2 rRNA genes are annotated in these 455 nt (G+C 54.3%); both read left to right on the top strand.

The window, feature by feature from the left end:
• Positions 1-200, top strand: a 16S ribosomal RNA gene (locus tag H6A13_RS13115); the annotation flags it as partial.
• 127 nt (positions 201-327) lie between these two features.
• Positions 328-445: ribosomal RNA gene (gene rrf, locus H6A13_RS13110) — 5S ribosomal RNA — on the top strand.
• Positions 446-455: the final 10 nt, after the last annotated feature.

Raw genomic sequence — 455 nt, 5'->3', positions numbered from 1 at the left:
CTAGTAATCGCGAATCAGCATGTCGCGGTGAATACGTTCCCGGGTCTTGTACACACCGCCCGTCACACCATGGGAGTCAGTAACGCCCGAAGCCGGTGACCCAACCTTTAAGGAGGGAGCCGTCGAAGGCGGGACCGATAACTGGGGTGAAGTCGTAACAAGGTAGCCGTATCGGAAGGTGCGGCTGGATCACCTCCTTTCTAAGGAAGAAGAGTCTTTCGTCTGGAGCAATCCAACTAAAACGGAAGAAAGTAGGGGCCGTTGTCTGTTATTTAGTTATCAAGGGAGATAACGATCCGAGACAGCTGTCAAAAGCGTCGAGGGACTCCTGGTGGCGATGCGCTTAGGGGAAACACCCGTACCCATCCCGAACACGATGGTTAAGCCCTAAGCGGCCGATGGTACTGCACTGGAGACGGTGTGGGAGAGCAGGTGGCTGCCAGGAATAAAAAAAG

The sequence above is a fragment of the Mordavella massiliensis genome (genome assembly GCF_016902415.1).
In the GTDB taxonomy this organism is placed as follows: Bacteria; Bacillota; Clostridia; order Lachnospirales; family Lachnospiraceae; genus Merdimonas; species Merdimonas faecigallinarum.
The sequence above is the reverse complement of the archived record's forward strand: the minus strand, read 5'-3'. Positions and strand labels throughout refer to the sequence as shown.